Genomic DNA, 23,225 nt, shown 5'->3' with positions numbered 1-23,225 from the left:
GGAGCTTTAAATGATCTCTATCCTGCGCCGTGGTCTGTTGATATTGCTGGCCACCTTGCCGATGCTGGCCAACGCTGCGGCAACGCCCTCAGCTCACGATCTGGTGGAACGTACCACCAAGGAACTGTTGAGCGATCTGGCTACCAACCGTGAACAGTACAAGTCCAATCCGAGTGCGTTCTATGATGCGCTGAACCGTATTGTCGGTCCGGTCGTCGATGCCGATGGCATTTCCAAAAGCATCATGACCGTCAAGTACTCCCGCAAGGCGACGCCTGAGCAGGTGAAGCGCTTTGAAGAAAACTTCAAGCGCAGCCTGATGCAGTTCTACGGTAACGCGCTGCTTGAGTTCAACAACCAGGGCATCACCGTAGCTCCTGCCAAGGATGAAGGTGATGACCGTACCAGCGTGGATATGCAGGTCAAAGGCAACAACGGCGCGCTTTATCCGGTTTCCTACACGCTGGTCAAGCTGAACGGCGAGTGGAAGGTGCGTAACGTTGTCATCAACGGTATCAATATCGGCAAACTGTTCCGTGATCAGTTCGCCGACGCCATGCAGCGTAATGGCAACGACCTGGACACCACCATCAACAACTGGGCTGGCGAAGTTGCCAAGACCAAATCCACCGTAGACGCTGCGCAGAAGCCTGCACAATGACAGAGTCCGCCGTCCGTCTCGTCGGGCCTGGCGAGCTCAGGCTGATCGGTGTGCTGGATTACCGCACCGGGCCGCAGCTGCGCAAGCAGGGTGCGGCACTGATCAAGTCGGGTGATCTGGCCGATCTGACACTCGATTGCTCGGGCGTCGAGAAGTCCAGCAGCGTGGGCCTTGCCCTGCTGCTGGCTTTCATGCGTGATGCACAGGAAGCAGGCAAGTCGATCACCGTCCGCTCGCTGCCTGAAGACATGCGTCAGATAGCCCGTGTATCAGGTCTGACCGAGCTACTGGACACCCACTGACAGGCGTCATCGAAGAAGCCCTTTATCCGGGACCTGCTTGTCGGGCTTCGCATAACATGGGCTTTTTTGTATGATGGCCGACCCGCGCGCGTACAGCGCCGATCGAGGTTAAGCATGCAGGCCGTAGAAGTTAAAAGCTTCCTTGAAGGAAAGCTGCCGGAAATCAAGGTGGAAGTCGAAGGCGAAGGCTGCAACTTCCAGCTGAATATCATCAGCGACGAGTTGGCCGGCCTGAGTCCGGTCAAGCGTCAGCAACAGATTTATACCCATCTGAACCCCTGGATTGCCGATGGCAGCATCCACGCGGTGACCATGAAATTTTTCAGCCGCGCTGCATGGGCCGAGCGTTCCTGAGCCAAATTGGTGTCGAGACTCTAATGGATAAATTGATTATTACCGGCGGCGTTCGTCTTGATGGCGAAATTCGCATTTCCGGGGCAAAGAACTCTGCCTTGCCGATCCTTGCCGCCACGTTGCTGGCTGATGGGCCGGTTACTGTTCAGAACCTGCCGCACCTGCACGACATCACCACCATGATCGAGCTGTTCGGTCGCATGGGCATCGAGCCTGTGATCGATGAAAAGCTCAGCGTCGAGATCGACCCGCGCACCATCAAGACTCTGGTCGCTCCGTACGAACTGGTGAAAACCATGCGTGCGTCGATTCTGGTACTGGGTCCGATGGTCGCTCGCTTCGGTGAGGCCGAAGTGGCGCTGCCAGGTGGCTGTGCCATTGGTTCGCGTCCGGTTGATCTGCATATCCGTGGTCTTGAGGCCATGGGCGCGATCATCGATGTCGAGGGTGGCTACATCAAGGCCAAGGCACCCGAGGGTGGCTTGCGTGGTGCCCACTTCTTCTTCGATACCGTGAGCGTGACCGGTACTGAAAACATCATGATGGCCGCCAGCCTCGCCAACGGCCGCAGCGTTCTGCAGAACGCTGCGCGCGAGCCCGAGGTTGTCGATCTGGCCAACTTCCTGATCGCGATGGGTGCAAAAATTCACGGCGCAGGCACCGACACCATTACTATCGATGGCGTCAAACGTCTGGGCCCGGCCACCTACAAGGTCATGCCTGACCGTATCGAGACCGGCACCTACCTGGTAGCCGCTGCCGTTACCGGTGGTCGCGTCAAGGTCAAGGACACTGATCCGACCATCCTTGAAGCGGTGCTGCTCAAGCTTCAGGAAGCCGGTGCCGAAGTCACGACCGGTGAAGACTGGATCGAGCTGAACATGCACGGCAAGCGTCCGAAGGCTGTCAACGTGCGTACCGCGCCGTATCCAGCGTTCCCGACCGACATGCAGGCGCAGTTCATCTCGCTCAATGCGATTGCCGACGGTACGGGAGCGGTCATCGAGACCATCTTTGAAAACCGTTTCATGCACGTGTATGAAATGCACCGCATGGGCGCTCAGATCCAGGTTGAAGGCAACACTGCCATTGTCACCGGCACCGAAATGCTCAAGGGCGCGCCAGTCATGGCGACCGACCTGCGGGCATCGGCCAGTCTGGTGATATCGGCGCTGGTTGCCCAGGGCGACACGCTGATCGACCGTATCTACCACATCGACCGTGGTTACGAGTGCATCGAAGAGAAGCTGCAAATGCTGGGCGCCAAGATCCGCCGCGTTCCGGGCTAGTAGCGCGCGGCCCTGATGCCACTGGCATCGGGGCCGCCTGTTCTGTCGCGGGTGTGATTTCTGATTCGTTTCACTTCAGGCCGAACAGGCCTGGGGGTTGTCACGCGCCGCTTGCGTCGTGACAAAAGTTTCCTGATAAGGACTTACGTTTCCCATGTTGACCATCGCACTGTCCAAGGGCCGCATTCTTGACGACACCCTGCCGCTTCTCGCTGAAGCGGGCATCGTGCCGACCGAGAATCCGGACAAGAGCCGCAAGCTCATCATCCCCACGACCCAGGCCGACGTACGCCTGTTGATCGTGCGTGCCACCGACGTGCCGACCTATGTCGAGCATGGTGCCGCCGATCTGGGCGTCGCGGGCAAGGATGTGTTGATGGAATATACCGGCCAGGGCCTTTACGAGCCTCTGGACCTGCAAATTGCCAAGTGCAAGCTGATGACTGCCGGTGCCATCGGTGCGGTCGAGCCCAAGGGCCGTCTGCGTGTGGCGACCAAGTTCGTCAACGTTGCCAAGCGTTACTACGCCGAGCAGGGTCGTCAGGTCGACATCATCAAGCTGTACGGCTCCATGGAGCTGGCACCGCTGATTGGTCTGGCAGACAAGATCATCGACGTGGTCGACACCGGTAACACCTTGCGAGCCAATGGCCTTGAGCCTCAGGAACTGATCGCTACCATCAGCTCGCGTCTGGTCGTCAACAAGGCTTCCATGAAGATGCAGCACGCACGCATTCAGGCCCTCATCGACACCCTGCGCAAGGCAGTGGAGTCGCGACACCGTAGCTGATTCATCCACGCAACGTTGAGTTGCGTCCAGCTATCCGTGTCATAGCCAAATTTCTCAGGTGCCTGCGCGGATAGCTTGGTAGCTTTAGGCTCCTGAGCATCCGCCAATTATTGAGGCCCCCGCTATGACCACGCCCACTGCAATTCGCCGACTCGACGCTGCTGACCCGGATTTCGCACGACATCTGGATCACCTGCTGAGCTGGGAAAGCGTGTCTGACGACTCGGTCAACCAGCGCGTGCTCGACATCATCAAGGCGGTACGTGAGCGCGGCGACGAGGCGTTGGTCGAGTTCACCCAGCAGTTTGACGGGCTGCAGGTCGCGTCGATGGCCGACCTGATCCTGCCTCGCGAGCGCTTGGAACTGGCATTGACCCGCATCACGCCGGTCCAGCGCGAGGCGCTGGAAAAAGCCGCCGAGCGTGTGCGCAGCTACCACGAGAAACAGAAACAGGATTCCTGGAGCTATACCGAGGCCGATGGCACGGTGCTGGGCCAGAAGGTTACGCCGCTGGACCGCGCAGGCCTGTATGTGCCCGGTGGCAAAGCCTCGTACCCGTCTTCGGTATTGATGAATGCCATTCCGGCCAAAGTGGCGGGCGTGACCGAGGTGGTCATGGTCGTGCCGACACCGCGTGGTGAAATCAACGAGCTGGTGCTGGCCGCTGCCTGTATTGCGGGTGTCGACCGGGTGTTCACCATCGGCGGTGCGCAAGCTGTGGCAGCACTGGCCTATGGCACGGAAAGCGTGCCGAAGGTCGATAAGGTTGTCGGCCCCGGAAACATTTATGTGGCCACCGCCAAGCGCCACGTATTCGGTCAGGTCGGGATCGACATGATTGCCGGTCCTTCCGAGATTCTGGTGGTGTGTGACGGTCAGACCGATCCCGACTGGATTGCCATGGACCTGTTCTCCCAGGCCGAGCACGACGAAGATGCCCAGGCCATTCTGGTCAGTCCGGATGCCGAATTCCTCGACAAGGTCGCGGCCAGCATCACCCGTCTGCTGCCAACCATGGAGCGCGCGGCCATCGTCGAAACGTCGATCAACGGTCGCGGCGCATTGATAAAAGTGGCAGACATGGCGCAAGCCATCGAAGTTGCCAATCGCATCGCGCCCGAGCACCTTGAATTGTCGGTCGCCGATCCGGAAGCCTGGCTGCCGCAGATCCGCCATGCGGGTGCGATCTTCATGGGGCGCCACACCTCCGAAGCACTGGGCGACTATTGCGCAGGTCCCAACCACGTACTGCCGACCTCCGGCACGGCGCGTTTTTCCTCGCCGCTGGGCGTTTACGATTTTCAGAAGCGCTCGTCTATCATCTACTGCTCGCCGCAGGGTGCGTCCGAGCTGGGCAAGACAGCGTCGGTGCTGGCTCGTGGCGAATCCCTGAGCGGCCATGCCCGCAGTGCTGAATATCGAATTACTGATCCCGACTGGAAAGCAGGCAATACAGAGGACGGCAAATAATGAGCAAATTCTGGAGCCCTTTCGTCAGCGGTCTGGTGCCTTATGTGCCGGGCGAGCAGCCGAAGCTGACCAGGCTGGTCAAACTCAATACCAATGAAAACCCGTATGGCCCGTCGCCCAAGGCTGTCGAGGCCATGCGTGCCGCGCTGACCGACGACTTGCGTCTGTACCCGGACCCCAACAGCGACCTGCTCAAGCACGCTGTCGCCGATTACTACAAGGTGCAGCCCAATCAGGTGTTCCTGGGCAACGGTTCAGACGAAGTGCTGGCGCATATCTTTCACGCCTTGTTTCAGCACGATGCGCCGCTGTTGTTTCCGGACATCAGCTACAGCTTCTATCCGGTCTACTGCGGTCTGTACGGGATCGATTACGAAATGATCGCTCTGGACGATCAGTTCCAGATTCGTGCCGAAGACTACGCCAGACCCAATGCCGGGATCATCTTCCCCAACCCGAATGCGCCGACCGGTTGCCTGCTCGGTCTGGACAAGGTCGAGCAGATTATCAAGGCCAGCCCGGATTCAGTGGTCGTCGTTGACGAAGCGTACATCGACTTCGGTGGCGAGACCGCGATCACGCTGGTTGATCGCTACCCGAACCTGCTGGTCACTCAAACCTTGTCAAAGTCGCGCTCGCTGGCCGGTCTGCGTGTCGGCCTGGCGGTGGGGCATCCTGATCTGATCGAAGCGCTGGAGAGGGTCAAGAACAGCTTCAACTCCTATCCGCTGGACCGTATGGCCAATGTGGGTGGTGCGGCAGCTTTCGAGGACCGCGAGCACTTCGAGTCGACGCGCAACAAGGTCATCGAAAGCCGCGAGGCGCTGGTCGAACAGTTGCAGGGCAAAGGCTTCGAAGTGCTGCCATCGGCAGCCAACTTCATCTTCGCTCGCCACCCGCAGCACGATGCCGCAGCCCTGGCTGCGAAACTGCGCGAGCAGGGCGTCATCGTCCGTCACTTCAAACAGCAGCGTATCGCCCAGTTCCTGCGCATCAGCATCGGCACGCCAGAGCAGCATCAGGCTTTGCTGGAAGGGTTGAGCGACATCTGAGGCGCGGACCGGTCAGCCCGAATACGGGCTGACCCTGCGCTCCCACAAGATCATCGATGCCGCAGAGCATCCGCATGGCCTGGAAACACCGCCGACCTGTGTGAGTAATCCACATGGCTTGAAAACACCCCGGACCTGTGGGAGCGAGCTTGCTCGCGAAGAAGCCCGCGCAGCCGCTGAAACTCCATTGATCAGGTAATCCGCCTTCGCGAGCAAGCTCGCTCCCACAAGATCAAAGCTGCCGCAGAGCATCCACATGGCTTGAAACACTTCGGACCTGTGTGAGTGTCTCGCATGGCTTGAAACACTCCGGACCTGTGGGAGCGAGCTTGCTCGCGAAAAGGCCTGCACAAGCGCCGAAAATGCATCGACTGAAACACCGTATTCGCGAGCAAGCTCGCTCCCACAAGATCATCGCTGCCGCAGAGCATCCGCATGGCTTGAAACACTTCGGACCTTTGTGAGTGTCTCGCATGGCTTGAAACACTCCGGACCTGTGGGAGCGAGCTTGCTCGCGAAGAGGCCCGTTCAGCCGCTGAAACTCCATTGATCAGGTAATCCGCCTTCGCGAGCAAGCTCGCTCCCACAAGATCATCAATACCGCAGAGCATCCGTATGGCTTGAAACATCCCGGACCTGTGTGAGGAATTCACATGGCCCGAAAACACCCCGGACCTGTGGGAGCGAGCTTGCTCGCGAAGAGGTCCTTTCAGCCGCTGAAAATCCATTGATCAGGTAATCCGTCTTCGCGAGCAAGCTCGCTCCCCCCACGCCCTCCGGGCAGAGGCCCGGACGCCCTTTATTCCCGGCGTCACAGATCTGTGCTGTACCGCACTTTCAGGTACTGGCGCATCACTCGGGCGCTGCGGCAGGTGTCGGTGCAGGTGGCGGGCGCAGGCCGACCTCGGCGCTCAAGCGCATTTCCTTGCCGTTGCGCATCACGTCGATAGCAATCTTGTCCTTGGGTTTGGTGCGCGCCACCTGGTTCATCGAGCGACGACCGTCGCCGGCAGGTTCGCCATTGATGCTCAGGATCACGTCGCCCAGTTGCAGGCCGGCTTTCTGCGCCGGTCCATCGCGGAAGATACCCGCGACAACGATTCCGGGACGGTCCTTCAATCCGAACGACTCGGCCAGTTCCTGGGTCAGCGGTTGAACTTCGATGCCCAGCCAGCCACGAATGACCTGACCGTGTTCGATGATCGACTTCATGACGTCCATCGCCAGCTTGGTTGGAATGGCAAAGCCGATGCCCTGCGAGCCGCCGGACTTGGAAAAGATCGCAGTATTGATACCGATCAGGTTGCCGCTTGCGTCCACCAGTGCGCCGCCCGAGTTGCCGGGGTTGATGGCCGCGTCGGTCTGGATGAAGTCTTCGTAGGTGTTGAGGCCCAGTTGATTGCGTCCGGTGGCACTGATAATGCCCATGGTCACGGTCTGACCGACCCCGAACGGGTTACCGATGGCCAGTGCAACGTCGCCGATGCGAATGCCGTCAGAGCGCGCGATGGTGATTGCCGGAAGGTTTTTCAGGTCGATCTTGAGCACTGCCAGATCGGTTTCCGGGTCATTGCCGATAACTCTGGCAATGGTTTCACGGCCATCTTTCAGTGCCACCACGATCTGGTCCGCGCCGGTGGTGACGTGGTTATTGGTCAGTATGTAGCCTTCGGGGCTCATCATGACGCCAGAGCCAAGGCTTGACTCCATGCGCTTCTGCTTGGGCGTGTTGTCGCCGAAGAAGCGCCGGAACTGCGGGTCTTCGAAAAGCGGGTTGTTACCCTTGTTGACCATCTTGGTGGTGTAGAGGTTGACCACCGCGGGCGCTGCGGCAATGACCGCATCGGCATAGGACGACGGACCTTGCATGACGTTGGTGGTCTGCGGAGCCTGTTGCAGATTGACATCCATGCTCGGCAGGCCGACCCACTGCGGATAGCGCTGAATAATCAGCAGGGCGATAAGCACGCCAGCCAGCAATGGCCAGCCGAAAAAACGCAGTGCCTTGAACATTTAACAAGTCCTGATGGTTGCGGGCGCAGAAAGTTTTGCCACGGGTGCGCCATAATGGCGGGCATTATACGAGTACAACGCAGCTCTGAACTGCATATTTAGGAGTCTTTTATGGCTGTTGCCCTGAGCACCCTGGTCGAAGAAGCCGACCGCTATCTGAGCAGTGCCCGGATTCAGGATTATTGCCCTAATGGCCTGCAGGTCGAGGGCCGGCCTCAAGTGATGCGTATCGTCAGCGGCGTGACCGCCAGCCAGGCATTGCTGGACGCTGCCGTAGAGGCTCAGGCTGATCTGATTCTGGTCCATCACGGTTATTTCTGGAAAGGCGAAAATCCCTGCGTGGTCGGTATGAAGCAGCGCCGCCTGAAAACCCTGCTCAAGCACGACATCAGCCTGCTTGCCTATCACCTGCCGCTGGATGTGCACCCCGAAGTAGGCAATAACGTGCAGCTGGCGCGTCAGTTGGACATCACTGTCGAAGGCCCGCTGGATCCCGAAAATTCGCGAGTGGTCGGCTTGATCGGTTCGTTGTCCGAACCCATGACCCCGCGGGATTTTGCCCGTCGCGTACAGGATGCGCTGGGCCGTGAGCCGTTGCTCATCGAAGGCTCGCAGATGATTCGCCGTGTAGGCTGGTGCACCGGTGGCGGTCAGAACTACATTGATCAGGCAGTGCTGGAAGGCGTCGATCTTTTCCTGAGTGGCGAAGCGTCGGAGCAGACATTCCACAGCGCGCGGGAGAACGACATCAGCTTCATCGCGGCCGGTCATCACGCCACCGAGCGGTATGGCGTTCAGGCCCTGGGTGATTATCTGGCCCGACGCTTTGCGCTCGAGCATATCTTCATCGACTGCCCGAACCCGATCTGATCCATCAAACGGCAGGGCATATGCATAGATCGTTTCGATCTAGTTGCATCGCTGATTAGCGATATCACGCATGTTAAAGTGCGCGGCTCGAATACGGCCCGCAGGCCGCCCCGGGGTTTCCCGGTCCATAACGAACGCAATCCGTGAGTAGCCATGGTTGACAAACTGACGCATCTGAAACAGCTGGAGGCGGAAAGCATCCACATCATCCGCGAGGTCGCTGCCGAGTTCGATAACCCGGTGATGCTGTACTCGATCGGCAAGGATTCGGCCGTGATGCTGCACCTGGCGCGCAAGGCATTTTTCCCCGGTAAGTTGCCATTCCCGGTCATGCACGTCGATACTCGCTGGAAATTCCAGGAGATGTATCGTTTTCGCGACAAGATGGTCGAGGAAATGGGCCTGGACCTGATCACTCACATCAATCCCGATGGCGTGGCGCAGGGCATCAACCCCTTCACCCACGGCAGCGCCAAACATACCGACATCATGAAGACCGAGGGCCTGAAGCAGGCGCTCGACAAGCATGGTTTCGATGCCGCTTTCGGCGGTGCCCGACGCGACGAAGAGAAGTCCCGGGCCAAGGAACGCGTTTATTCGTTCCGCGACAGCAAACACCGCTGGGACCCGAAAAACCAGCGCCCCGAGCTGTGGAATGTCTACAACGGCAACGTCAACAAAGGCGAGTCGATCCGTGTATTCCCGCTCTCCAACTGGACCGAGCTGGACATCTGGCAGTACATCTACCTTGAAGGCATCCCGATCGTGCCGCTGTACTTCGCCGCCGAGCGCGACGTGATCGAGAAGAACGGCACGCTGATCATGATCGACGACGAGCGCATCCTCGAGCATCTCACCGATGAAGAGAAGTCGCGCATCGTCAAGAAAAAGGTCCGTTTCCGCACACTGGGCTGCTATCCGCTGACCGGCGCTGTCGAGTCCGAAGCGACCAGCCTGACCGACATCATTCAGGAAATGCTGCTGACGCGAACTTCCGAACGCCAGGGCCGGGTCATTGACCACGACGGTGCAGGCTCGATGGAAGAAAAGAAACGTCAGGGTTATTTCTAAGGGGTGTCACATGTCGCATCAATCTGATTTGATCAGCGAGGACATCCTCGCCTATCTGGGCCAGCACGAACGCAAGGAAATGCTGCGCTTTCTTACCTGTGGCAACGTCGATGACGGCAAGAGCACGCTGATCGGGCGTCTGCTGCATGACTCGAAGATGATCTACGAAGATCACCTGGAAGCCATCACCCGTGACTCGAAGAAGTCCGGCACCACTGGCGATGACGTCGATCTGGCGTTGCTGGTGGATGGTCTGCAGGCCGAGCGGGAGCAGGGCATCACTATCGATGTCGCCTATCGCTATTTCTCCACGGCCAAGCGCAAGTTCATCATTGCCGATACGCCGGGCCATGAGCAGTACACTCGCAACATGGCGACTGGCGCTTCCACCTGTGACCTGGCGATCATTCTGGTGGACGCGCGCTATGGCGTGCAGACCCAGACCCGTCGTCACAGCTACATCGCTTCGCTGCTGGGCATCAAGCACATCGTCGTGGCCATCAACAAGATGGACCTCAACGGCTTCGATGAGGGCGTGTTCGAATCGATCAAGGCCGATTACCTGAAGTTCGCCGAGGGTATCGCGTTCAAGCCGACCACCATGGCGTTTGTTCCAATGTCGGCGCTCAAGGGCGACAACGTGGTGAACAAGAGCGAGCGTTCGCCCTGGTACACCGGCCAGTCGCTGATGGAAATTCTTGAAACTGTCGAAATCGCCAGCGACCGCAACTATGCGGACCTGCGTTTCCCGGTGCAGTACGTCAACCGTCCGAACCTGAACTTCCGCGGTTTTGCTGGCACACTGGCCAGCGGCATCGTGCACAAGGGCGACGAGATCGTCGTGTTGCCGTCGGGCAAGAGCAGTCGCGTGAAGTCCATCGTCACTTTTGAAGGCGAGCTGGAGCATGCCGGACCGGGTCAGGCCGTGACGCTGACCATGGAAGACGAGATCGACATTTCCCGCGGTGATCTGCTGGTGCATGCCGACAACGTCCCGCAGGTCAGCGATGCGTTCGACGCCATGCTGGTGTGGATGGCCGAAGAGCCCATGCTGCCGGGCAAGAAATACGACATCAAGCGCGCTACCAGCTATGTGCCGGGCTCTATTGCCAGCATTACTCATCGGGTCGATGTGAACACGCTGCAGGAAGGCCCTGCCAGCTCGTTGCAGTTGAACGAGATCGGCCGCGTCAAAGTCAGCCTTGATGCGCCCATCGCGCTGGACGGCTATGACAGAAACCCCACCACTGGCTCGTTCATCGTCATCGATCGTCTGACCAATGGCACTGTTGCTGCGGGCATGATCATTGCCAAGCCGGTTTCAGGCGGTGGTTCGCTGCATCATGGCGAGCTGGCCCACGTCTCGACTGAAGAGCGTGCGCAGCGTTTCGGCCAGCAACCGGCCACCGTATTGTTCAGCGGCCTGTCCGGCGCAGGTAAAAGTACGTTGGCGTACGCAGTCGAGCGCAAGCTGTTCGACATGGGCCGTGCGGTCTATGTGCTGGATGGTCAGAACCTGCGTCATGACCTGAACAAGGGCTTGCCACAGGACCGTGCCGGGCGTACCGAGAACTGGAGCCGTGCCGCCCACGTGGCGCGCCAGTTCAACGAAGCGGGCCTGCTGACCCTGGCTGCCTTTGTTGCGCCGGATGCCGAGGGCCGTGAGCGCGCCAAGGCGCTGATCGGCAAGGATCGTCTGCTGACCGTCTATGTTCAGGCGTCGCCAGCGGTCTGCCGCGAGCGTGACCCGCAAGGCCTGTATGCCGCTGATGGCGACAACATTCCTGGCGAGTCCTTCCCGTATGACGTGCCGCTGAATGCCGATCTGGTGATCGACACGCAGACACTCAACCTGGAAGAAAGCGTTAAACAGGTGCTGGATCTGCTGCGCAGTCGCGGCGCGATCTGATACGAATGCAGGCGTGAGAGACCAATGGTCTTCAGCGCCCTGCATTGGCCTTTCGCGAGCAAGCTCGCTCCCACAATGGTGTATACGCACGATCTTGTGGGAGCAACCGGGGCGGCGATCCGCATTGTTCGCGAAGGGGTAGGGCACAAAAAAGCCCGCTGGAGATTTTCTCGCCAGCGGGCTTTTGTGTGGCTGTGAATCCTTACCTTTTCAGGCCGTAATGCTCATCCAGCATTCCAGGCGTGTTGGGCGACTTGGGGGCGTAGTCCTTGGGTGTCTCGGTGTCGCGCGGAGGAGTCAGGCGGTCGCGATGATCGCGGTGCGCATGATTGGCCTCAGGGTGCAGGGCGGCCAGCAAGCGTTGGCGGGTCAGCTCGTCGAGAGCCAGACGATTGGCGCCCTCGGCAAGGTGTTCCTGAACATCCTGATAGCTCTGCGAAAGCTTCTGTACCAGATTGGCCGTGCTGTTGAAGTGCGTGACTACCTCGTTCTGATAGGTGTCGAAGCGCTCCTGAATGTTGTCCAGCTGGCGCTGGGTGCTGTTCGGAACGGTGTTGGGCAGCAGGCGTGCTACCAGAAAACCAATGACGACACCGGCCACCAGGGCGAGCGTCGGCAACAACCAGACTAAGAGCGAGTGTTCCACGAGTCCTTCCTCTATAAACGGCTTTGCTTTACGTTAACGGCTGGAACCTGCGCTGTATACCCGCGACGTATCGTTGATATGCAAGCCGCAGACAATCAGCTAGACGAGTCGACCCATTTCGAGGTCACGGAGTTCTGTTTTGCTCATGCGTGAAACCCCATTATTTATCGATGGCCCAGAAGGCCAGCTCGAAGCGCTGTATCAGGATATACCCGACGCCCGAGGCGTTGCACTGATCTGCCATCCTAACCCGATACAGGGCGGAACGATGCTCAATAAAGTCGTCTCGACGTTGCAGCGTACCGCAAGGGATCAAGGTCTGATCACCTTACGCTTCAATTATCGCGGTGTCGGTGCCAGTGCCGGTACATCGGTCGCCGGGCCAGGCGAGATCGATGATGCCCAGGCTGCCGCGCAATGGCTGCGCGCGCAACATCCTGATCTGCCCATGACTCTGTTCGGTTTTTCTTTCGGTGGCTACGTTGCCGCCAACCTGGGCGGTCGTCTTGAAGGGCAGGGCGAAAAACTGACGCATTTGTTTCTGATTGCTGCAGCGGCCTCGCGGCTCAAGGATCAAAGCGTCTTGCCGCGAGCCTGCCCGCTGACGATCATTCAGCCAGAAGACGATGAAGTGATCGATCCCGAAACGGTCTATGCATGGTCGGCCGCCCTGCAACGCCCCCATGAGCTGCTGAAAGTGGCAGAATGCGGACACTTTTTTCACGGCAAGCTGACCGATCTGAAAGATCTGCTTCTGCCGCGACTTTCCAACTGATTGCAGCCCGTATTGCATCCTTTAGATAAGCGACCTGCCATGACCACTCGTATCCTGACCGGTATCACGACCACCGGCACTCCCCATCTGGGTAACTACGCGGGCGCGATTCGCCCGGCCATTGTCGCCAGCCGTCAGAGCGATTTCGACTCGTTCTACTTTCTGGCCGACTACCATGCGTTGATCAAATGCGATGACCCGCTGCGCATTCAGCGTTCGCGTCTGGAAATCGCTGCGACCTGGCTGGCAGCTGGCCTGGACGTTGATCGTGTGACCTTCTATCGCCAGTCGGACATTCCGGAGATCCCGGAACTGACCTGGCTGCTCACCTGTGTGGCGGCCAAGGGCCTGCTTAACCGCGCGCACGCCTACAAGGCATCGGTGGACAAGAACGTCGAAGGTGGCGAGGACCCGGATGCAGGCATCACCATGGGGCTGTACAGCTACCCGGTACTGATGGCCGCCGACATTCTGATGTTCAATGCGCATCAGGTTCCGGTGGGGCGCGACCAGATCCAGCACGTTGAAATGGCCCGCGACATCGGCCAGCGGTTCAACCACCTGTTTGGCAATGGCAAGGAATTCTTTGTCATGCCCGAGGCCTTGATCGAAGAGAGCGTCGCCACGCTGCCCGGTCTGGACGGGCGCAAGATGTCTAAAAGCTACGACAACACCATCCCGTTGTTCAGCAGTGCCAAGGAGATGAAAAGCGCCATATCGCGCATCGTCACCGACTCGCGTGCGCCGGGTGAAGCGAAGGATCCGGATACCTCGCACCTGTTCACCCTGTATCAAGCCTTCTCGACGGCAGAGCAGTGCGCTGAATTCCGTTCCGACCTTTTGCAGGGGCTGGGCTGGGGTGAAGCGAAGAACCGTCTGTTCGCTTTGCTGGATGCGCAATTGAGCGAGCCCCGTGAAAAATATCTGGGGCTGATCGAGCGTCCTGCCGATCTCGAAGATATCCTGCTGGCCGGCGCGCAGAAGGCACGTCGCGTCGCCACGCCATTCCTGGAGGAACTGCGTGAGGCGGTGGGCCTGCGGTCGTTCCGTACTGTGGTGCAGAACGCCGACACCGGCAAGAAAAAGGCCAGCAAGGGCGCTCGTTTCGTCAGCTTCCGTGAAGACGACGGCAGCTTCCGTTTCCGCCTGCTGGCCGCCGATGGCGAGCAACTGCTGTTGTCGCGCAATTTTGCCGACGGCAAGGCAGCCGGTATCGCCAGCAAGCAGTTGCAGCAGGGCGGTGAGCTGGATCTGCGCAGTGAAACCAATGGCTTCACGCTGTGGCTGGACGGTGAGTGTGTGGCTGATAGCCCGGTGTTCGCCGATGCCACTGCGCGCGACAACGCGATTCAAACCCTTAAGCTGGCACTTGCTCCTCAACAGGACTGATTGCCAATCCCCGGGGTCGTCGCTACAGTGACGACCCGTTTTTGTTGCCTTGCTAACGAATTATGACGCCCCTAGAACGATATCAATCTGATCTGAAACGCCCGGACTTCTTTCACGATGCCGCGCAGGAAAACGCTGTGCGCCATTTGCAGCGCCTGTATGACGATCTGGTTGCCGCTCACGACAGCAAGCCCGGTCTGTTCGGCAAGCTGTTCGGCAAAAAAGAGCCGACCCTGGTCAAGGGGTTGTACTTCTGGGGTGGCGTAGGCCGTGGCAAGACCTACCTGGTCGACACGTTCTTTGACGCGCTGCCGTTTCAGGACAAGGTCCGTACGCACTTCCACCGCTTCATGAAGCGCGTGCACGAAGAGATGAAGACCCTCAAGGGCGAGAGAAATCCGCTGACGATCATCGCCAAGCGTTTTTCCGACGAGGCACGGGTTATCTGTTTCGACGAGTTCTTTGTTTCCGACATCACCGATGCCATGATCCTGGGCACGCTGATGGAAGAGCTGTTCAAAAATGGCGTAACGCTGGTGGCAACCTCCAACATCGTTCCAGACGGCCTGTACAAGGACGGTCTGCAGCGTGCGCGCTTCCTGCCTGCAATTGCGCTGATCAAGCAGAACACCGACATCGTCAACGTCGACAGCGGCGTCGACTACCGTCTGCGTCACCTGGAACAGGCTGAGCTGTTTCACTTCCCGCTCAACGAAGTTGCGCAGGAAAGCCTGCGTAAAAGCTTCAAGGCCCTGACCCCGGATTGCGCAGAAACCATCGAAAACGATGTGTTGATGATCGAAAACCGCGAGATCCGCGCCCTGCGTACCTGTGATGATGTGGCCTGGTTCGACTTCCGCGAACTGTGCGACGGGCCACGCAGCCAGAACGACTACATCGAGCTGGGCAAGATCTTTCATGCCGTGCTGATCAGCGGTGTCGAGCAGATGGACGTTTCTACCGATGACATCGCCCGACGTTTTATCAACATGGTCGACGAGTTCTACGATCGCAACGTCAAGCTGATCATTTCAGCCGAGGTTGAGTTGAAGGACCTGTATACCGGTGGCCGGTTGATGTTCGAGTTTCAACGCACCCTGAGCCGTCTGCTGGAAATGCAATCCCACGAATTCCTCTCGCGGGCGCACAAGCCCTAGCAGCGACTGCAAGCGGCGAGTTTCAAGCTACACGCTTGAAACTCGCCCATGCTGCAGCTCACAGCTTTTCCTTTTGGCTCTCGAACTGCTGCCGGTACTGGTTGGGCGACAGCTCGGTGTGTTGGCGAAACAGCCGGGCGAAGAAGCTGGCGTCGTCATAGCCCACCTCGTAGCTGATGGTCTTGATGCTTTTGCGAGACCCTGACAGCAATCCCTTTGCCGTTTCGATCCGCAGCCGTTGCAGGTAATGCAGCGGCTTGTCGCCGGTTGCGGTCTGAAAGCGGCGCATGAAATTGCGAATGCTCATGCCGTGCTCGCGGGCCACATCTTCAAAGCGGAACTTGTCGGCAAAGTGCTCTTCCAGCCAGTGCTGAATCTGCAGGATGACCACGTCCTGATGCAGTTTCTGCCCGCCAAAGCCGATCCGGCCCGGTGAGTAGGTGCGGCGCACTTCATAAAGAATATCGCGGGCCACGGCCTGGGCAACGTTGGCCCCGCAGAACCGCTCGATCAGGTAGATGTAGAGGTCGCACGCTGACGTCGTGCCCCCTGCGCAGTACACGTTATCGGCGTCAGTCAGGTGCTTTTCCTGATTGAGCAGCACCTTGGGGTAGCGTTCGGCAAATGCACTGAAGAAGCGCCAGTAGGTAGTCGCTTCCTTGCCGTCGAGCAATCCTGCCTCGGCAAGCCAGTAGACCCCGGTGGCCTCGGCGCAGAGTACGGCACCGTTGGCATGCTGCTCACGCAGCCAGGGCAGAATCTGCGGGTAGCGTTCGCACAGGGTTTCAAAATCATCCCAAAAGGCCGGGATAACGATGATGTCGCTTTGGCAAAGCGCGCCGTCGACAGGCAGTGTGACGTCGCTGAAACTGCTGACGGAGAGTCCGTCCGGGCTGACGAGGCGGGTTTCGAAAGCGGGCACCAGGCCCTGGCCCAGTTGTTTGCTGTAGCGCAGGCTGGCCAGGTGGAAGAAGTCCTTGGCCTGCATGACCGTCGAGGCAAACATCTTGTCGGTGGTCAGAATGCTTACGCGGCGCAGCAGAGTGGCGTGTTGGATCGGCATAATCGTTATTCTTATATGGGTAAATGGTCAAGCAACGGCTGGATCGTCTTATTTTTTGTCGGGTGTGTCCAGCCTCCTCATGCCAGTATCTCTGCGAGAGGTGTGCATGATGGCTTTGTGCTAAGCGGGTAAATATCCGCCAATCCACGCCCCGCAGGCAATAAACAGAATGTGAACAAAAAATCCGGTTGAGGTTATTTTTACAGTCTGTATAATCCGCCAGCTCTTTGCAGTGGAAGTGATGCGCCGTCTGCCGAAGAATCTTGCCGTATAACGGACGCGCTGACCCGAGCCCCCGATAGCGTCTGTTTCCGGCTGCCTTTGACTTGTCAAAGTACGCACTATTCAGTAAGATCCGCCGTCTAATTTTCAGGGCGGCCCCTGAGGCTATAAAGAATGAAAACTTTTACTGCTAAACCGGAAACAGTTAAGCGCGACTGGTTCGTCGTCGACGCTGCTGGTCAGACCCTGGGTCGTCTGGCCACCGAAATCGCGAGCCGTCTGCGTGGCAAGCACAAACCGGAATACACTCCGCACGTTGATACCGGCGACTACATCGTCGTGATCAATGCCGAGCAGATCCGCGTTACTGGTGCCAAAACCACCGACAAGATCTACTACTCACACTCCGGTTTTCCGGGCGGGATCAAGTCGATCAACTTCGAAAAGCTGATCGCCAAAGCTCCTGAGCGCGTGATCGAGACCGCGGTCAAAGGCATGCTGCCTAAGAACCCGCTGGGTCGCGACATGTATCGTAAGCTGAAAGTCTATGCGGGCGCTGTACACCCTCATACTGCTCAGCAGCCCCAAGAACTGAAGTTTTAACGGAATAGTTCATTATGTCGGCGACTCAAAATTACGGCACTGGCCGTCGCAAGACCGCAACCGCTCGCGTTTTCCTGCGTCCGGGTACTGGTAACATCTCGATCAACAACCGCTCCCTGGACAATTTCTTCGGTCGCGAAACTGCCCGCATGGTAGTTCGTCAGCCGCTGGAACTGACCGAGACAGTTGAAAAGTTCGACATCTACGTCACCGTTATCGGTGGCGGTGTAAGTGGTCAGGCTGGCGCAATCCGCCACGGTATCACTCGCGCTCTGATGCAATACGACGAGACTCTGCGTGGCGCTCTGCGTAAAGCAGGCTTCGTGACTCGCGATGCTCGTGAAGTTGAACGTAAGAAAGTCGGTCTGCGTAAAGCGCGTAAGCGTCCGCAGTACTCGAAGCGTTAATTCGTTCTTCGTTCAAAGAAAGAACGTCCATCCCCTCGCGGGGCTGGGCGTTTTTTTATGGGCGTGATTCTTGCGGTCGAGGTGTTTTCAAGCTGGGCGTGTCACGTCGATATTGCGAGATTTATAAGCCTGTCGGCGAAGATTACAGAATTTACATCGCGTAAATGAGCTATCTTGTGGCCCGCGACGAACACCTGTCCTGTTGCGTTCATTATCGGATGCGCCCTTAAGGCGTGTTCGTTCGTCTGTCCGATAAATTTTAACAAGCGAGGAGGATCGCCATGGGCGTGACCAACCGGTTGGCCTGCTACTCCGACCCCGCCGACCACTATTCTCATCGTGTGCGCATTGTGCTCGCCGAGAAGGGTGTCAGCGCCGAAATCATTGAGGTTGTGGCAGGTCGTCATCCGCCGCAGCTGATTGAAGTAAATCCGTATGGCAGCTTGCCGACTCTCGTTGATCGTGACCTGGCGTTGTACGAGTCGACGGTGGTGATGGAATACCTGGATGAGCGCTATCCGCATCCGCCCTTGCTGCCTGTCTATCCCGTGGCTCGCGCCAACAGCCGTCTGCTGATCCATCGCATCCAGCGAGACTGGTGTGGTCTTGTGGACCTGATCCTCGATACGCGCAGCAAAGAGCCTGCTCGTGTTCAGGCGCGCAAGGAGCTTCGTGAAAGTCTGACCGGGGTTTCACCGTTGTTTGCGGAAAAAGCTTTTTTCATGAGCGACGAGCTAAGTCTTGTTGACTGCTGTCTACTCCCCATACTCTGGCGTTTGCCAATTTTGGGTATTGAATTGCCACGGCCTGCCAAGCCGTTGCTTGATTACATGGAGCGCCAATTTGCGCGTGAGGCTTTTCAGACGAGTCTGTCTGCTGCCGAACGTGAAATGCGCTAAGGCTTAAGGAGCCGTTAATGAACTCCAGTCGCCCTTATCTTGTTCGCGCTCTCTATGAGTGGATCGTCGATAACGATTGCACCCCGCACGTGCTGGTCAATGCGGATTACCCCTCGGTGCAGGTCCCGCAAGGGTTTGCCAATGACGGGCAGATTGTCCTGAATGTTTCGCCAAGTGCGGTGCGTCATCTGCATATGGATAACGAAGCTGTCAGCTTCGAAGGCCGCTTCGGCGGTGTGCCGCATACGCTTTACGTGCCTGTAGCTGCCATCCTGGGTATTTATGCCCGTGAGAACGGTCAGGGTATGGTTTTCGATCTGGAGCCTTCCATGGATGAGGGTGAGGAAATCGAGATCGAAGATGATACCCCGCCCGACAGCGAGCCACCGCGCCCGAGTGGCCGGCCGAGTCTGAAGGTCGTGAAGTAAAAAATGCGCAATAAAAAAGGCGATCTCCGGATCGCCTTTTTTTCGCCTGCCGGTTACCCGTCAGTCGATGTACTCAAACAGTTTGACGATCTTCTGCACGCCGGAAACGCCCTGTACCAGGTTGGTGGCGCGATTGGCTTCGTCCTGGGTCACCAGGCCCAGCAGGAACACAATACCGTTCTCGGTCACCACCTTGATGCGTGAGCCGGGGATGGATGCGTCGGCAATCATCTGGCTTTTGATCTTGGTGGTCAGCCAGGCATCGTTGTTACGCGCCAGCAGCGAAGAGGGCGCCATGACCTGCAGCTCGTTGTTGACCTTCTTGACGCGCTGGACCGAGCTGGCGGCCTGTTCGGCAATTGCCTTGAGGTCGGCGCGGGGTGTCTGGCCAGCCAGCAGCACGATGCCGTTGAAGCTGGTCACAACGATGTGTGAGCCTTCTGCGAGATCAGGGTTGGCTTTGGAGATGTTGACGGCTGCCTTGGTCTCGATCAGTGAATCGTCGATCTTGCTGCCGAAGGTGCGGGTGCCGCGATCGTCTTCGATCGGTTTTTCGCGAGTGGCCGTGATCACCGAACTGCATCCGGTGATGCTGAGGCACAGTGTCAGAACCAGTAGGCTGAGACGATTAGGGGTCATTCTTCACTCCCGAACAGTTGGCTGTCGATCAAATCGCAAAGGCAATGGATCGCCAGCAGATGGACTTCTTGTATGCGTGCCGTGACATTGGCAGGTACGCGGATCTCCACGTCCTCGGGCAATAGCAGGGAAGCCATGCCGCCACCGTCGCGTCCCGTCAATGCTACGACAATCATTTCGCGATCATGTGCGGCCTGGATGGCCTGAATAATATTTGCCGAGTTACCGCTGGTGGAAATGGCCAGCAGCACATCACCTGGCTGGCCCAGTGCGCGGATCTGCTTGGAAAAGATTTCGTTGTAGCTGTAATCGTTGGCAATCGAGGTAATCGTAGAGCTGTCGGTTGTCAGGGCGATGGCTGGCAGGCTCGGCCGCTCGCGCTCGAAACGGTTGAGCAGTTCCGAGGAGAAGTGCTGTGCATCGCCAGCCGACCCGCCGTTGCCGCACGCGAGCATCTTGCCCTCGTTGAGCAGGGCATTGACCATGACCTGACTGGCTTGCTCGATATAGGGTGCAAGGACTTCCATCGACTGTTGCTTGGTTTCGATGCTGGCCTGGAACAGCCGGCGAATTCGGGATTGCATGTCCATCAATGTGACCTTAATTAGAGCGTACGGCGGCGGGACGGATGCGCCGGGTTCTCCCGGGAGCTATCCGGCACACAAGGTGTGCAGCCGGCAAAACAAATAGCGAAATCGGTGAGCGTAGAAGCTATTGCAGATCATCAGCACGGCGGAGCTGCTTTGCTCGAGCACAAGGTCAGCTGTCAAAAGCACTCTTGATCCAGTTCAGCGGTGCAGCGTTGCCAGGCTGGCCTTCAATGGCGATCACGTCGAAACGGCAGGGGTGACTGGCCCAGTCTGTTGCTTGCTGCAGAAAAAGCTGTGCGGCAGTGACAAGTTTTGCCTGCTTGCGAAAATCAACGCTTTCCGTAGCGCCACCCCAGCCTGAATGGCGCCGGTAGCGAACTTCGACGAATACTACTGTATCGCCGTCAAGCATGACTAGATCAAGCTCGCCGCGTTTGCATAACCAGTTTTGTTCAATCAGGTGCAGCCCCTGTTGTTGTAAAAACTGCAGGGCGAAGGCTTCAGCCTCGCGCCCTGCCTGTTGGCGGCTGCTGCGTGGTATCAAGGCGCTGTGTCCGGCAGACGCTGGATCTTGCCGTCGACGAACTCCGCCCATGGCAGCTGGCGCTCGACGCGACGGCCAGGGTTGATGCTCAGGCTGCCCGACAGGCCATCGATGCGGCTGTCAGGCATCGCCTTGAGTTGCGCAAGGCGTGGGGCCAGGCGGTAGGCGTCGATGCCCATTGCGTACAGGCGGCCAAGGCTGCCAGCAGCTTGGGGCCATTGCGCGGTGACTTGCTGGCGCAGTGGGTCTTCAGCGTTCAACAGCCATGGCGTCTCGCAGAAGCGCACACCGTTGAGGTCCATGTACTGCGCATGATCGTTGCTGTTGGTGAACAGGTGCGAGGTGGCGTAGACCGGAACATCGCCTGCGTACTGGAAAACCATGGTTGGCTTGATCTGCTGCGCTTGTTGCGGCGTCGCGGCGAGGAACATGAAGTCAATGTCCTGGCGACGGCTTGGCTGCGCGGCTACCTGAGTACCGGCAGTGCTCTGCAGGCGCTGGGCGCGGCCTTCACTGTTGCGCAACTGGAACAGATCGGCGACCTGTTGTGCCAGCTCTACGGGCTGGTCAACGTGCTCGGCTGCGATCAGCGTACCGCCCTTGGCCTGCCAGCTCTTGCGGAAGGCATCCAGTACGCGGTCGCCCCATTCGCCTTTCGGCACCATTGCTACAGCGCTGCGCTTGCCATCGGCCCAGGCGCGACGTGCAACTTCGCGGGCTTCGTCTTCGGCAGCCAGGCCGAACTGGTACAGCTGAGCGGGGCCTTCGTTGCTGGTGTCGCTGTAGTTCAGCGCCAGTGTAGTGATCGGGAGCTGCTGGCGGCTGTTCAGCTGTTTGACGAGGTTCTTCTCCAGTGGACCGACGACCAGCTGTACGCCAGCGGCCTGAGCCTGACGGTAGAACTCGTCCATCGAAGTAACGCGCGAGCTGTCGAACATTTGGATGGCGGGTGGATTCTGTCCTGCTTGTTGTGCCTGGAAGTGCGCGGCCATGAAGCCTTCGCGCAACGCTTTGGCAACTGCGGCCAGTTGACCATCCTGCGGCAGCAACAGAGCGATTTTGGTAATCGGCTCGCTAGTCAGGGCGCGCAGTTGGGCGAGTGCGGTAGGCAGTTGCAGTGCTGCAGGGTGTTTCGGGTTCTGGGCTTTCCAGTTGTCGATGGCTGCCTGTTGCTGCTCAAGTGTGCCTGCGCCTTTGATCGAGCGGGCCAGGTTCAGCCAACCGCCCATATCGCCGCTGGCTGTACTTTGCAGTTGCTCGGCCGGCAGAGCGGACACTAGCGTCCAGATTGCATCATTGTTGGCGCTGGCTTCTGCACCTTGCAGCAGAGGGCCGGCGAATACTCGTTCATTGACGGCTGCCAGGGCCTGGCCATCGGCTTCCAGGGCGCGCGCCTTGACCATGTGGGTGCGAACCTGCTGCTCGACCGACAGTTCGCCCAGGCGTTGCATGCTCGGGTGGTTCAGTGCGGTCAGTGCTGCCTTGGGCTGATTGCGGCCCGTCGCCAGCTCTGCGGACAATGTGCTGGCGAAAACCTGCAGTCCGGGTTTGAGTTGATCGATTTGCACCTGTCCGAGAATCTGCGCAGCGCGTCCTGCGTCATTCTGGCGGGCGGCCAGGTCGGCCGCACTCAAGCGCAGCGTGGCAGCCTGCTCGGGTGTTTTGGCTGTGGCGGCCTGATCAAGCAACTGCTCGATGCTGGCGTCAGGGGTTCGAGGCAGCTCGCCAAGGCTGGACGAGGGCGAGCTGGCACAGGCTGCGAGAAGGGCAGCGAGGCAGAGGGCAGAGAGCAGCCGCAGACAAGCGATCATTGGTATGTTCCTGAAACTCGAGCGAATTAACGGGGAATTGTACCCAAGCGCTGGCCGGGGTGCGATGTCGAAGGTGTTTAAAGCCGTGATATTGGTCGCGTTAGGGTCATCTGGCGGCCAAATCGTTCAATTCGAGGGGGCTGCGTTGTGTTGTGTCCGGCCTTGATCATGTATTTATTCCTTTTTTATCGGCATCCCTGATGCGCGAGCCGCTTGGCCGTGCTTCAGCCTGTACAATGCATTTTTTCCAAGTATCAGCTTTAACCTGTG

The 23,225-nt window shown here is 58.5% G+C and carries 24 protein-coding genes; 17 read left to right on the top strand and 7 right to left on the bottom strand.

What is annotated here, in order from left to right:
* The first annotated feature begins 10 nt into the window (after positions 1 to 10).
* The 7 genes from KP808_RS20675 (at position 11) to hisC (ending at position 5,919) form a co-directional block, all read left to right on the top strand.
* On the top strand, positions 11 to 661 hold the full coding sequence (locus KP808_RS20675) for an MlaC/ttg2D family ABC transporter substrate-binding protein (RefSeq protein WP_058400705.1): 651 nt from the start codon (positions 11 to 13) through the stop codon (positions 659 to 661).
* Positions 658 to 963, top strand: coding sequence for an STAS domain-containing protein (locus tag KP808_RS20670; RefSeq protein ID WP_005744995.1), 306 nt, complete (start codon positions 658 to 660; stop codon positions 961 to 963). The genes KP808_RS20675 and KP808_RS20670 overlap by 4 nt, the downstream gene beginning before the upstream one ends.
* A gap of 114 nt (positions 964 to 1,077) precedes the next feature.
* The gene (locus tag KP808_RS20665; RefSeq protein WP_002555079.1) at positions 1,078 to 1,317 is read left to right on the top strand and encodes a BolA family protein; all 240 of its coding nucleotides are present in this window, start codon (positions 1,078 to 1,080) and stop codon (positions 1,315 to 1,317) included.
* Positions 1,318 to 1,340: 23 nt separating this feature from the next.
* Positions 1,341 to 2,606, top strand: coding sequence for a UDP-N-acetylglucosamine 1-carboxyvinyltransferase (murA, locus tag KP808_RS20660; RefSeq protein ID WP_230016794.1), 1,266 nt, complete (start codon positions 1,341 to 1,343; stop codon positions 2,604 to 2,606).
* A gap of 154 nt (positions 2,607 to 2,760) precedes the next feature.
* A complete protein-coding gene (gene hisG, locus KP808_RS20655; RefSeq protein WP_002555077.1) occupies positions 2,761 to 3,396 on the top strand; it encodes an ATP phosphoribosyltransferase in 636 nt (211 codons plus the stop codon).
* A 124-nt stretch (positions 3,397 to 3,520) separates the two neighbouring features.
* Positions 3,521 to 4,867 carry a histidinol dehydrogenase gene (gene hisD, locus KP808_RS20650; RefSeq protein ID WP_230016793.1) on the top strand — a complete coding sequence of 449 codons (1,347 nt, stop codon included), beginning with the start codon at positions 3,521 to 3,523 and terminating at the stop codon, positions 4,865 to 4,867.
* Complete coding sequence (gene hisC / locus KP808_RS20645) at positions 4,867 to 5,919, top strand: histidinol-phosphate transaminase (protein ID WP_058407954.1); 1,053 nt, start codon at positions 4,867 to 4,869, stop codon at positions 5,917 to 5,919. The genes hisD and hisC overlap by 1 nt, the downstream gene beginning before the upstream one ends.
* Positions 5,920 to 6,771: 852 nt before the next feature.
* Here hisC and algW read toward each other — a convergent pair.
* A complete protein-coding gene (gene algW / locus KP808_RS20640) occupies positions 6,772 to 7,932 on the bottom strand; it encodes a Do family serine endopeptidase AlgW (RefSeq protein ID WP_058407953.1) in 1,161 nt (386 codons plus the stop codon).
* Between the two features lie 111 nt (positions 7,933 to 8,043).
* Here algW and KP808_RS20635 point away from each other — a divergent pair, with 111 nt between their 5' ends.
* The 3 genes from KP808_RS20635 (at position 8,044) to cysN (ending at position 11,782) form a co-directional block, all read left to right on the top strand.
* The gene (locus KP808_RS20635) at positions 8,044 to 8,802 is read left to right on the top strand and encodes a Nif3-like dinuclear metal center hexameric protein (RefSeq protein WP_058400710.1); all 759 of its coding nucleotides are present in this window, start codon (positions 8,044 to 8,046) and stop codon (positions 8,800 to 8,802) included.
* Positions 8,803 to 8,955: 153 nt separating this feature from the next.
* Positions 8,956 to 9,873, top strand: coding sequence for a sulfate adenylyltransferase subunit CysD (cysD, locus tag KP808_RS20630; RefSeq protein ID WP_002555071.1), 918 nt, complete (start codon positions 8,956 to 8,958; stop codon positions 9,871 to 9,873).
* A gap of 10 nt (positions 9,874 to 9,883) precedes the next feature.
* Positions 9,884 to 11,782, top strand: a complete 1,899-nt coding sequence (gene cysN, locus KP808_RS20625; protein ID WP_230016792.1) for a sulfate adenylyltransferase subunit CysN — start codon at positions 9,884 to 9,886, stop codon at positions 11,780 to 11,782.
* Between the two features lie 202 nt (positions 11,783 to 11,984).
* On the opposite strand, the gene KP808_RS20620 is transcribed toward cysN, so the two are convergent.
* Positions 11,985 to 12,428 (bottom strand): YhcB family protein, encoded by a 444-nt coding sequence (locus tag KP808_RS20620; protein ID WP_004656562.1) that lies wholly within the window; start codon positions 12,426 to 12,428, stop codon positions 11,985 to 11,987.
* 145 nt (positions 12,429 to 12,573) lie between these two features.
* Here KP808_RS20620 and KP808_RS20615 point away from each other — a divergent pair, with 145 nt between their 5' ends.
* The 3 genes from KP808_RS20615 (at position 12,574) to zapE (ending at position 15,749) form a co-directional block, all read left to right on the top strand.
* A complete protein-coding gene (locus KP808_RS20615; RefSeq protein ID WP_230016791.1) occupies positions 12,574 to 13,203 on the top strand; it encodes an alpha/beta hydrolase in 630 nt (209 codons plus the stop codon).
* A 39-nt stretch (positions 13,204 to 13,242) separates the two neighbouring features.
* Positions 13,243 to 14,592, top strand: a complete 1,350-nt coding sequence (locus tag KP808_RS20610; protein WP_230016790.1) for a tryptophan--tRNA ligase — start codon at positions 13,243 to 13,245, stop codon at positions 14,590 to 14,592.
* A gap of 62 nt (positions 14,593 to 14,654) precedes the next feature.
* Positions 14,655 to 15,749, top strand: coding sequence for a cell division protein ZapE (gene zapE / locus KP808_RS20605; protein WP_002555066.1), 1,095 nt, complete (start codon positions 14,655 to 14,657; stop codon positions 15,747 to 15,749).
* A 58-nt stretch (positions 15,750 to 15,807) separates the two neighbouring features.
* Here the strand turns inward: zapE and KP808_RS20600 are convergent, their stop codons facing one another.
* Entirely contained in the window at positions 15,808 to 16,713 is a 906-nt protein-coding gene (locus tag KP808_RS20600) for a GlxA family transcriptional regulator (protein WP_162839824.1), read from the bottom strand.
* Between the two features lie 495 nt (positions 16,714 to 17,208).
* Between KP808_RS20600 and rplM the strand changes: the two genes are divergently transcribed.
* The 4 genes from rplM to KP808_RS20580 all read left to right on the top strand — a co-directional run bounded on the left by rplM (position 17,209) and on the right by KP808_RS20580 (position 19,371).
* Positions 17,209 to 17,637 (top strand): 50S ribosomal protein L13, encoded by a 429-nt coding sequence (gene rplM / locus KP808_RS20595; RefSeq protein ID WP_002555065.1) that lies wholly within the window; start codon positions 17,209 to 17,211, stop codon positions 17,635 to 17,637.
* Positions 17,638 to 17,651: 14 nt separating this feature from the next.
* Positions 17,652 to 18,044, top strand: coding sequence for a 30S ribosomal protein S9 (gene rpsI, locus KP808_RS20590; RefSeq protein ID WP_002555064.1), 393 nt, complete (start codon positions 17,652 to 17,654; stop codon positions 18,042 to 18,044).
* 281 nt (positions 18,045 to 18,325) lie between these two features.
* Positions 18,326 to 18,943 carry a glutathione S-transferase N-terminal domain-containing protein gene (locus KP808_RS20585; RefSeq protein WP_044323144.1) on the top strand — a complete coding sequence of 206 codons (618 nt, stop codon included), beginning with the start codon at positions 18,326 to 18,328 and terminating at the stop codon, positions 18,941 to 18,943.
* 17 nt (positions 18,944 to 18,960) lie between these two features.
* Complete coding sequence (locus KP808_RS20580) at positions 18,961 to 19,371, top strand: ClpXP protease specificity-enhancing factor (RefSeq protein ID WP_004656546.1); 411 nt, start codon at positions 18,961 to 18,963, stop codon at positions 19,369 to 19,371.
* A 60-nt stretch (positions 19,372 to 19,431) separates the two neighbouring features.
* On the opposite strand, the gene KP808_RS20575 is transcribed toward KP808_RS20580, so the two are convergent.
* From KP808_RS20575 to KP808_RS20560, 4 genes are all read right to left on the bottom strand, one after another.
* Positions 19,432 to 20,010: a BON domain-containing protein gene (locus KP808_RS20575; RefSeq protein WP_057403079.1), complete on the bottom strand. Its 579-nt coding sequence runs from the start codon at positions 20,008 to 20,010 to the stop codon at positions 19,432 to 19,434.
* On the bottom strand, positions 20,007 to 20,600 hold the full coding sequence (locus KP808_RS20570) for a phosphoheptose isomerase (protein WP_002555059.1): 594 nt from the start codon (positions 20,598 to 20,600) through the stop codon (positions 20,007 to 20,009). The genes KP808_RS20575 and KP808_RS20570 overlap by 4 nt, the downstream gene beginning before the upstream one ends.
* A gap of 169 nt (positions 20,601 to 20,769) precedes the next feature.
* Positions 20,770 to 21,144 (bottom strand): YraN family protein, encoded by a 375-nt coding sequence (locus KP808_RS20565; RefSeq protein WP_230016789.1) that lies wholly within the window; start codon positions 21,142 to 21,144, stop codon positions 20,770 to 20,772.
* Positions 21,141 to 22,955: a penicillin-binding protein activator gene (locus KP808_RS20560; protein WP_230016788.1), complete on the bottom strand. Its 1,815-nt coding sequence runs from the start codon at positions 22,953 to 22,955 to the stop codon at positions 21,141 to 21,143. The genes KP808_RS20565 and KP808_RS20560 overlap by 4 nt, the downstream gene beginning before the upstream one ends.
* Positions 22,956 to 23,225 lie beyond the last annotated feature (270 nt).

The organism is Pseudomonas savastanoi (genome assembly GCF_020917325.1).
Classification (GTDB): Bacteria; Pseudomonadota; Gammaproteobacteria; order Pseudomonadales; family Pseudomonadaceae; genus Aquipseudomonas; species Aquipseudomonas amygdali.
The sequence above is the reverse complement of the archived record's forward strand: the minus strand, read 5'-3'. Positions and strand labels throughout refer to the sequence as shown.

Excerpts from the sequence above, each read along its gene's own strand:
- KP808_RS20560 (WP_230016788.1), bottom strand. The coding sequence starts at position 22,955 with ATGATCGCTTGTCTGCGGCTGCTCTCTGCCCTCTGCCTCGCTGCCCTT.
- KP808_RS20585 (WP_044323144.1), top strand. The coding sequence starts at position 18,326 with ATGGGCGTGACCAACCGGTTGGCCTGCTACTCCGACCCCGCCGACCAC.
- cysD (WP_002555071.1), top strand. The coding sequence starts at position 8,956 with ATGGTTGACAAACTGACGCATCTGAAACAGCTGGAGGCGGAAAGCATC.
- KP808_RS20580 (WP_004656546.1), top strand. The coding sequence starts at position 18,961 with ATGAACTCCAGTCGCCCTTATCTTGTTCGCGCTCTCTATGAGTGGATC.
- KP808_RS20675 (WP_058400705.1), top strand. The coding sequence starts at position 11 with ATGATCTCTATCCTGCGCCGTGGTCTGTTGATATTGCTGGCCACCTTG.
- hisD (WP_230016793.1), top strand. The coding sequence starts at position 3,521 with ATGACCACGCCCACTGCAATTCGCCGACTCGACGCTGCTGACCCGGAT.
- hisG (WP_002555077.1), top strand. The coding sequence starts at position 2,761 with ATGTTGACCATCGCACTGTCCAAGGGCCGCATTCTTGACGACACCCTG.
- KP808_RS20575 (WP_057403079.1), bottom strand. The coding sequence starts at position 20,010 with ATGACCCCTAATCGTCTCAGCCTACTGGTTCTGACACTGTGCCTCAGC.
- KP808_RS20665 (WP_002555079.1), top strand. The coding sequence starts at position 1,078 with ATGCAGGCCGTAGAAGTTAAAAGCTTCCTTGAAGGAAAGCTGCCGGAA.
- algW (WP_058407953.1), bottom strand. The coding sequence starts at position 7,932 with ATGTTCAAGGCACTGCGTTTTTTCGGCTGGCCATTGCTGGCTGGCGTG.
- rpsI (WP_002555064.1), top strand. The coding sequence starts at position 17,652 with ATGTCGGCGACTCAAAATTACGGCACTGGCCGTCGCAAGACCGCAACC.
- rplM (WP_002555065.1), top strand. The coding sequence starts at position 17,209 with ATGAAAACTTTTACTGCTAAACCGGAAACAGTTAAGCGCGACTGGTTC.
- KP808_RS20610 (WP_230016790.1), top strand. The coding sequence starts at position 13,243 with ATGACCACTCGTATCCTGACCGGTATCACGACCACCGGCACTCCCCAT.
- KP808_RS20615 (WP_230016791.1), top strand. The coding sequence starts at position 12,574 with ATGCGTGAAACCCCATTATTTATCGATGGCCCAGAAGGCCAGCTCGAA.
- KP808_RS20670 (WP_005744995.1), top strand. The coding sequence starts at position 658 with ATGACAGAGTCCGCCGTCCGTCTCGTCGGGCCTGGCGAGCTCAGGCTG.
- cysN (WP_230016792.1), top strand. The coding sequence starts at position 9,884 with ATGTCGCATCAATCTGATTTGATCAGCGAGGACATCCTCGCCTATCTG.
- zapE (WP_002555066.1), top strand. The coding sequence starts at position 14,655 with ATGACGCCCCTAGAACGATATCAATCTGATCTGAAACGCCCGGACTTC.
- murA (WP_230016794.1), top strand. The coding sequence starts at position 1,341 with ATGGATAAATTGATTATTACCGGCGGCGTTCGTCTTGATGGCGAAATT.
- KP808_RS20570 (WP_002555059.1), bottom strand. The coding sequence starts at position 20,600 with ATGGACATGCAATCCCGAATTCGCCGGCTGTTCCAGGCCAGCATCGAA.
- hisC (WP_058407954.1), top strand. The coding sequence starts at position 4,867 with ATGAGCAAATTCTGGAGCCCTTTCGTCAGCGGTCTGGTGCCTTATGTG.
- KP808_RS20635 (WP_058400710.1), top strand. The coding sequence starts at position 8,044 with ATGGCTGTTGCCCTGAGCACCCTGGTCGAAGAAGCCGACCGCTATCTG.